Origin of the sequence: uncultured Gimesia sp. (assembly GCF_937910335.1) — a bacterium.
Taxonomy (GTDB): domain Bacteria; phylum Planctomycetota; class Planctomycetia; order Planctomycetales; family Planctomycetaceae; genus Gimesia.
Genome location: NZ_CALEMX010000480.1, coordinates 1 through 8665, shown reverse-complemented (window position 1 = coordinate 8665; position 8665 = coordinate 1). Strand labels below are relative to the sequence as shown.

Here is an 8665-nt window from a genome sequence, read left to right as displayed (position 1 = left end):
GTTCGGAGGGAGGGGGGACCGGGAACAACCGGTCCTTCCTACCCCTATCTTTTTTATCTTCTGAATAGTGCGCCTGGACTGGATATTATTCTGGATCTAATTCTTTGGAATCCGGTTCATTGAGTAGTGTCCCGTAACGGGGAAGAGCTTTGTTCCCTGTTTGCCAATTTGCTGGCAGTTTACTTCATAAACGAATTTTTCTTTGAGTTCGTTGACTTTGAGGCGGACCGTTTTCTTGTCATCTGAAACAGTGACCGCTTCTACATCGACTTTGTAACGGCCGCTGTCGGGGCTGGCGTAGCTGCCGCTCCAGACTCGGGTGTAGCCGGCGACGGTGTAGGCGTCTTTATTAGCTGCCTTCTTCGCATCAATGGCTTTGAAGAATTCGAGCTCGAAACCGTCGGGAGTGGCTCTGAGTTCTTTGATGCCGTTGGGTAGTTTGCCGTTGGGTGTGAGTCTGGTGATGGAACCGGTATTCTGCCCGCCGAGCCAGCCGCTGTCGTGGATACTGCCGACGTAGATGTCGCCGCGTGGACTGATGGCGACTGACATGGGGCCGGTGAAGTTTTTCTCATCGGGTGGTACGTCGGCTCGGGTGAAGTAATAAGTGGCGCCCTGTACGGAGTCGCCTACTTTTTGCGTGGTGAAGCGAATGAGCAGACGGTGATTGTATTCGCAACCCAGGCCCTGATCGAAGAGGCTGGCATATTGGAACTGTTTTGGGATGCAGGTTAAGCCGTTGACGCTGCGCGTCCAGGGGTGGGGTACCTGAATGGCGGCTCTGGTCTCTTCCAGATTTTCTTTCGAACGTATATCGGATTGGCTGCGTACGCCGTAGGCTTTTCCGGGGATCAGGAAATTGATTTCGTTGAAGGTATTCTGGACTCCCTGTTGATCGGAGACGAAGATTTCGTCTTTGGAATTGATGGCGAGTCCGATGGGATAGCGGAAGGCGTGTCCCAGTGGTGTGATGTCTCCGTTGTAGGAAATCTTGAGGATTTTTCCTCGCCAGTGAATCTGATTATCGGGGCGTTCCTTTTGTGCATAATCGCTGCCTAGGCCGATATAGAGATTTCCCTGACTGTCGCGAATGCAGCCTGTGGCCCAATCGTGGTAGTTGTCGTTTAATCCCCAGCCGGTTGCGATGACGGTGCGTCTGTCTGCACGGCCGTCTCCGTCGGTATCGGAAAGTCTTAAGACTTCGGGTTTATGCGAAACGATTAAATCGCCGCCGTCGACGACGACGCCAAAGGGGGCAGAGAGACCTTCTTCGAACAAGGTAAGCTGGTCTTCGATTCCATCGCCGTCGGTATCTCTGGCGAGATAGACGTCTCCTTTGAGCGAAGTGAAAACGAGTGTGCCATCATCGAGCCAGGCGAATGCGGTGGGCATGATGGCACGGCTGAGTGGAAGTCGCACGCCCTCAAAGCCGGGGGCGCTGGTGACGGTTTCTGTTTTTTCTTTGGGTTTGGGTTTGGTTCCAACTTGCAGTGCATCTGCTTTAAGATTGCAGAGATAATTGAGAGTCAGTGAGGCCTTCCCGGATGCATTTCTGGTGGTGATATATTCGTGTGAATTGTTCTCGCTGATGTGCATCCATTTGGCTTGTGGGTTGTTGGGGTTTGTGATTTTGGGGTCGCCGATACTTTGTGTATTTCTGACGCGTCCGACGTAGAGATCGTATCCTTCAGGCGTGTTGTCGGCTTTGACGTTTCGCTGCCAGCCGGATTGCTTTGCCTGATCGGGAAGTGTTGTGAGGGTGTCGGTGATGGCGACTTTTGTGATTTTATCGTTTACCTTAAACGTGAGTTCATAGTTTAAGACGATTCGATTTCCGTGCGAGCTATAATTGCGGAGTGTGCCCGATGTGCCATTCTGCTGATGCGGATAGACGACCTGCATCGGTTCCTTGCCTGTTCTGGCTAATACAAAGTCTTGACCTCGTTCATAGCCGGAAACGATGGGTGAGCCTGCCATGTCCCAGTACCAGCTTTTTCCCTGGGTGCGCTGGCGGGCCAGATCTCCCAGCGTCCATTGCACGAGTGAAAAATGATCCAGATCGAAAAGCAGGTTGTGTCCGTTATCAAAGCCGACCGCAAAAGCACGGGCCACGTATCCGCCGCCGGTTTCTTTAGGGTTGGTGAAGACGTCGCGTACGATGCGCGCGGGTTCCCCGGCTGCGACGGTCAGGAACTGTTCCACGGATGAGGGGTTGGTGGGAACTTTGAATTGCGGATCATTCAGACCTAGCCAGATGGCGTCGAGCTGTCGGTTGATATCGCCGCCTAATACTTTGGGAACACTTTTCTTTAACGCGGGCATTTCCATGCCGGGGACGATGCGCAGCGGGTTATGCACCCAGCGGAGGAAATATTCTTTCCGCATGCGTTTCCCCAGCATGAGCAGATCCGACCCGCGCGTGCCGAGCGCGACATTGCGTGGTACATATTCACCTAGTACATGGCATGAGATGCAACTGAAACCTTTGGAGCCGGTAATGGTCTGGCCGGCGATGAGGAGTTGCGCTTTGTTTTGATCGGAGGAATCGATCATGAAGTCGGGTTGTCTCGGTCCCTCTGCGGGCACGAAGTCATGTGCGACTAAATAATCGAGTAGCGCCTGTTTGTCTGCTTTGGAGTGCTGGAAGCGGGGCATCCGCACACTGAGCCAGGGCATGCGGATTGATTTTTGTTCGCCGCTGACTGCTTCGGCAAGGGCATCGTGATTCAGTTTGTCTCCGACGGCTGTGAGAGCAGGGGGGATCATGGCCTGGCTCTGTCCGGCGAGTGCAGGATCGAATTTGGCCATTTCGCCGGCAATGGGTGTGATGCCCGGGTGTTTGTCCCGTTCATGACAGTAGATGCAATTTCGCTGTTCGAGGACATAACGACCACGGTCGAATACACTTTCCGGAGCGGATGTTCCGAAACTGGATTTGAGATAGGCCTTGACGGCTGCGCGATCAATTGAGCGATACGCGGGGCGTCCTTTTTTCCGATCTGGCTTTTCCGCGAGACAGGAGCTGTTCCAGTTCTGTACTGTTTTAGAGAGGTCGACGATTTTCTGTGTAGGTTTGTCGATTCCCGGAATCGTATGACAGGCGGCACAGCGGGCCTGGGTGATTAGTTTTTTGCCATCTGCGATTTGCGTTTTGTTGGAAGATGGTTTTTTGCCGTCGGGGATGTTTGCCTGTTTGAGTTCGGAAAGGGCATAGGCCAATTGCCGACGTTCTGTCGTGCTGAGTTTGATAACTGGCATGCGATGATCCTTGTTTAATTTCTGAGGATCCGAGAGCCAGGTAAAGAACCATTGTGTATTTCGTTTGTCTCCTATGCTGCTGAGGTCGCCTCCGCTGAAGGGTTGCTGATTTCCTTTGCCTTGAATCGTATGGCAGGCCAGACAGCCGACCGAACGCATCAGGATTTCGCCTTGCCTTTGTTCTTCATCGCGGGTCGGTTTTTTTTTGGTCTTTTTATCTTTTTTAGGAGCGGGGATTTTTTTCAGCGATGCGGTTTTCGAATTGGCAAACAGATACGCGGCAACGGCTGTCGCTTCCCGTTCATCAAATCCGAAGAAGGGCATTTTTGCATGGGCGGCGATGGAATCATCGGTGGCGATGGAATCATCGTTTTGAATTTTCCGGGTCAGCCATTGGGGGTTCAGACCGGTCGTAAGATATGTGAGGTCGGGAGCCGCGGGGCTGGTCAACTGGTTCTCTCTTTGATGACATCGATTGCAGCGATGGGCGTCAAAGTGAGTTCGGCCTCGGGAGATCTGTGCGATGTTGGGAGATCCCTCCTCGCGATACAGGAGGTTCGCGGGAACGGGTTCCAGTCCAAACAGGTTCGAAGACCAGAATAATTGTACGCGGGCTTGCGGCGATAATTTTTTGTATGAGACCTGCAGCGCGAATTCCCCAAAGTTCTGGTCGTACTTTTTGCCTACGACCCAGCCGGGCGTGTCGCGTTTGCCTTCGAGCACGGTTTTGCCATCGATGACGACCTTGATCTCTCCTTCGAGATACGCTGAGATCTGGTATTTTCCTGGTTGTTTCACCAGAATCAGGCTGGTCCATTCGGCTGAGAAGTTCTTGGCTGCACCGTTCTTGGCTGTATCGTTCTTGGTTGTATCGTTCTTGGTTGTGAATTGGGGAAGCGGCTGACTGGCGCCCCAGTTAAAGGCGATATCCGGGTCGATGCGTTGAATGCGTTTTTCGCCGGACTGATACGTGGCTAGTAGACCCGGCGGGTAATCGTCTTCTTCCGGATCAATTTCCTCTGCAGCCAGATTCCTCCCGGCCATCATGAGTGTGAGAAATACGAAGATGAAACCAGTCAGGTGCAAACAAACTCTGAACCGGCGTGCTTGTATTCGAGGACAGATCATGATGAAGGGAGACTTTAGTGTTGAGAAAGTACCTGGTTAACAAACCTAATAAAATCGATCGGGGGAATTATCCCGACCGGGAACGAAAATCAGCCATTCGTTATTGTTCGAATGGCTTTTCATCTTTGGCATTGGCTCCAAAAGAATCGCGGAATTCGTCTACTGCTGCTGAGACAGTTTTTGTGGGACCGGTCAGCTTGAGGAAGTAATAGGCTTTGCCTTCGACTGCGAGAATCACGCCTAACATGCGAGAATCAGGGACGGCTTTTGTTTTTCTCAGGAATGGAGGTCCGATCGATTTGTTATAGGTGCCACTCAGGTCGGCGAAGACATATTTTCCCAATTTGGATTCACCTTGTGTGACTTTTACTTTACGATCTTTGCCTGCTGCAAACTGTCCTACCCAGCGTGAGATATTATTAGCCATTCCGCCACCGGTTCCGCCGAACGACGAGATGACAAGTTCGGCTGGTTCTTTATCTCCTTTGACCGCTGGAATTTCAAATTGTGCGAGTCGGAGACTGTTCGACGGGGGCGCACTTTTCCAGTTCGTGGGAACTTTGAGTGTGATGTCTTTGATTTTGAGTTCATTCGTTTTTGTGGACTCATCTGCTGCCTGGACAGTGCAGGCATAAATGGCCAGTGAAAGACCCAGAACGGAATACAATACTCTTCGGAACGTGTTGGGTGAGATCATAAATATCCTCAGCTTGAAATAAGGTGTGCGCATAGAACTGTATGTAATTGTCCCGCATTCCGCGTGGATTTTCAACTCGTTGATTCAAGAAATAGCTTTTCGTCTGAAATTTTGAAAAAGTAAGAGAAGTTCTGCTTAGATGTTGCGAAAAATCAACATTCAGGATGGGGATGGGTGCGGCATTCGAATGTATAATTAGTCAGCGGAGACACAGCGGTTTTTGGCCCAGTTGCGCAATTCGGTGATGCGTTCTTTCATTAAAACGGCCAGTGGTTTCGTTTTCTGAATTTCAGAGGCAATGTGACGGTCTTCCAGTTCTGCATTTTCAGAAAAAGCGGCGAAGAGTCCGGACATGACGACCTGTTCCAGCTCTGAGCCCGTAAATTCCTTTGCGGTGGCTGCCAGGGAACGGATGTCAAACTGCTCTGCATCCCGGTTTCGACGTTGGAGATGAATTTTGAGAATTTGTTCGCGGGCGATGGAGTCGGGCAGGTCTACAAAAAAGACTTCATCGAAGCGTCCTTTTCGCATGAGTTCCGGGGGTAGTGCGGAGATGTCATTTGCGGTGGCGATGATAAAGATCGGATGTCGATGATCCTGCATCCAGGCGAGCAGTGTTCCAAACATACGTTTGGACAATCCGCCGTCGGCTGAGGAGGAAGAAGCCGAGGCAAATGCTTTTTCAATTTCATCGATCCATAAGATGACGGGTGCCATCGATTCTGCCTGCGAGAGTGCCTGTCGTAACTGACTTTCACTTTCACCAATAAATTTCTGATAAAGCATACCCGGGTCTAATCGTAGCAAAGGCATGTTCCAGTCGGATGCGACCATTTTGGCACACAAACTTTTTCCGGAGCCGGGCACGCCTAGCATGAGTACTCCCCGCGGCGGTTCCAGTCCATACTCCTGTGCTTTTCTGGAAAATCCGCCACGGCGCAGTTTCAGCCAGTCTTTTAATTTACCGAGTCCACCGACCTGATCCGATTTGACGTCAACGCCGATGGATTCCAGGCTGCCTGTCGAACCGAGGAGGGTTCTTTTGGCTTCGATGATATGAGGTAAATCTGTTACATTGAGATCATTGTCCTGAAGAATCGCGGAACTGATGACGCGTTCTACTTCGTTGCAGCTGAGTCCGCGCATCGTAAGTACCAGTTGTTCCATTTCCCTTCGCGTTAGTTTGGTGGTAATTTCTTCATGGCTCTCCTGCCTGATTTTGTTAAAGGTCTGTTTGATGACGGCAGATAATTCATCGGTGGTTGGCCAGCCTAGTTCATAACGAACGGTGAAACGTTTGATCTCATCGGGCAGCGGAAAGGCATCGATTAGAATGAGCGTTGATTTTTTATTTCGGCAGGTTTCCATGAGATCGCGCAGCATGCGATTGACGACATTATCTCGACAATAGGCGCCGAGATCTTTGAACACAAAAATATCTTCATCTGTATTTTTATGAATGAAGCTGAGCGACTGTTCCGGCTTGCCTCCCGGGACTGTTGCTGATTTGAGGGTGGTGCCTTCGGTTTTGCATAAGCCATTCGTTGCCGACCATTCAAAGAGCGGCTTTTTTAAATTCCGTGCGACTTCTTGAACGACGTTCAACGCCCGTTGTTCATCCAGCGTTTCAATGGAGATAAAGGGATTTCCCGATCGAATCAGTAGATCCAGTGAATTCGACATCAATTTCGTTCCTCGAGAGACACAGTGATTGAAAATGACAACGGGAATAGAAAGAGAATGGATCACATTTTAGCGTGATGTTTTTAATAAATTATAAAATTGTTTCCAGGTTTTTGTATTGGCGACGTCTTTTTTCGTGAGCCCGGCTCGCCGCGCCTGATAGACGCCGTATTGCATGACTTCCAGACCTTTTACACTGTGGGCATCGGTATTAATCACGATTGGAATTCCGAGTTCTTTGGCTTTGGCGGCATGAATGTCATCGATATCCAGACGCATGGGATGCGCATTGATTTCCATCATCGTGCCATGGTCGGCGGCTGCTTTGAGGACCTCGCTGTAATTGAGATCCGCGCCCGGGCGTTTGCCGATTAAACGTCCCGATAGATGTCCAATGATTGAAACATGGGGGTTCCGGATTGCGTTGAGTAATCGTTGTGTGATTTGTTTCTGAGGTTGTTTCAGTCCGTAATGTAGAACGGCAATGACCCAGTCTGCTTCACTGAGAACATCATCGGGCAAATCCATTGTGCCATCTTCGAGAATATCACATTCGATGCCTTTCATAATCTGAATGCCGGAGATTTGTGACTGTACTTTTTCGATCTCCTTCCAGTGGGCACGCATTCGTTTGGCATCCAGGCCGTTGGCCATGGTAACGCGTTTGGAGTGGTCGGTGATGGCGATGTATTGTAAACCATTAGCTTTGGCACCTTCCGCCATTTCAAGAATTGAAGCCGTTCCATCGGTAGCCGTCGTGTGCATGTGCAAGTCGCCACGAATTTGTTCGAGTTCAATCAGCTCTGGCAATTGATTTTTCTCGGCGGCTTCGAATTCCATTCTGTTCTCGCGCAGTTCCGGTGGAATCCAGGGGAGATCGAGGGTCTGAAACACTTCTTCCTCGGTCCTGCCGGATACGAGTTCTTCCTCACGAAACAGGCCGTATTCGTTGAGTTTAAGGCCCCTTTCCTGTGAGCGGCGTCTGAGGACAATGTTGTGTTCTTTCGAGCCGGTAAAGTAGAGGAGGGCGGCGCCGTACGATTCTTCGGGGACGACGCGCAAATCCATTTCCAACCCGGAATTTAAGCGGACGCGCTGTTTTGTCTCGCCGCGGGCCAGGACTTCTTTGACGAGTTCATGGTTTTCTAATGCATCCATGACTTCGTTTGGCTGACTGGAAGTGATAAGAATATCGAGGTCGCCTACTGATTCTTTACGTCGGCGACAGCTGCCCGCTTCGGAAATTTGCAGTACCGATTCCAGAGTACCCAGGTTGTGAATGATTTCATCAGACTGGGCTTTCGCATCGGCGAGTCTGACGCGGTTGCCTGCCTGACTGAGATGTTCGAGTCCCGCGAGGATGATTTGTTCTGTTTTTTTGCCGAAGCCTTTTTGTTCGGCGATGACTCCGTTTTCGGCGGCTGCTTTGAGGTCGTCGAGAGAGTGAATCGAGAGTTCTGAAAAAAGAAAGGCGACTTTTTTGGGGCCGATGCCGGGTATATCGAGCATGCGAACGACGTCAGCGGGAATTTCCTCTTTGAGTTCTTCGAGTTGAGGTAAGGTTGCAGTTTCGACGATGGTTTCAATTTTTAATGCGAGGTCTTTTCCGATGCCCGGCAACTCCAGTAATTCTTTAGGGTTATTTCTGGCGATGTCCTGAATCGAATCGGGAAGCCCTGCGAGAGTGCGGGCTGCGTTGCGATAGGCGCGCAAACGAAACGGATTGGCTCCCTGAATTTCCAGTAAGTCTGCCAGTTCCTCAAACTGGCGTGCCACTTCTGCGTTTTGCATATTCTATATCCAAATTATCAAACTTACCAAATGTTTGGCATACTATATGGTTGGAGCGATTTCATTCGTTCTCGTCCTGCTATTACCATAACGGCTACTATTACCATA

Annotated in this window: 4 protein-coding genes; all 4 read right to left on the bottom strand. The window is 50.5% G+C overall.

The window, feature by feature from the left end; genetic code table 11:
- Positions 1-96: 96 nt before the first annotated feature.
- Positions 97-4386 carry a c-type cytochrome gene (locus Q0668_RS19305; RefSeq protein ID WP_298867635.1) on the bottom strand — a complete coding sequence of 1430 codons (4290 nt, stop codon included), beginning with the start codon at positions 4384-4386 and terminating at the stop codon, positions 97-99.
- 100 nt (positions 4387-4486) lie between these two features.
- A complete protein-coding gene (locus Q0668_RS19300) occupies positions 4487-5083 on the bottom strand; it encodes a hypothetical protein (protein ID WP_298867633.1) in 597 nt (198 codons plus the stop codon).
- 195 nt (positions 5084-5278) lie between these two features.
- On the bottom strand, positions 5279-6766 hold the full coding sequence (locus Q0668_RS19295; RefSeq protein ID WP_298867631.1) for an AAA family ATPase: 1488 nt from the start codon (positions 6764-6766) through the stop codon (positions 5279-5281).
- A gap of 69 nt (positions 6767-6835) precedes the next feature.
- Entirely contained in the window at positions 6836-8557 is a 1722-nt protein-coding gene (polX, locus tag Q0668_RS19290) for a DNA polymerase/3'-5' exonuclease PolX (RefSeq protein ID WP_298867629.1), read from the bottom strand.
- Between the last annotated feature and the right edge of the window lie 108 nt (positions 8558-8665).

What these genes read in the sequence shown, in the direction of transcription:
- Q0668_RS19305 (WP_298867635.1), bottom strand. Translation starts at nt 4,386, where the DNA reads ATGATCTGTCCTCGAATACAAGCACGCCGGTTCAGAGTTTGTTTGCAC.
- Q0668_RS19300 (WP_298867633.1), bottom strand. Translation starts at nt 5,083, where the DNA reads ATGATCTCACCCAACACGTTCCGAAGAGTATTGTATTCCGTTCTGGGT.
- Q0668_RS19295 (WP_298867631.1), bottom strand. Translation starts at nt 6,766, where the DNA reads ATGTCGAATTCACTGGATCTACTGATTCGATCGGGAAATCCCTTTATC.
- polX (WP_298867629.1), bottom strand. Translation starts at nt 8,557, where the DNA reads ATGCAAAACGCAGAAGTGGCACGCCAGTTTGAGGAACTGGCAGACTTA.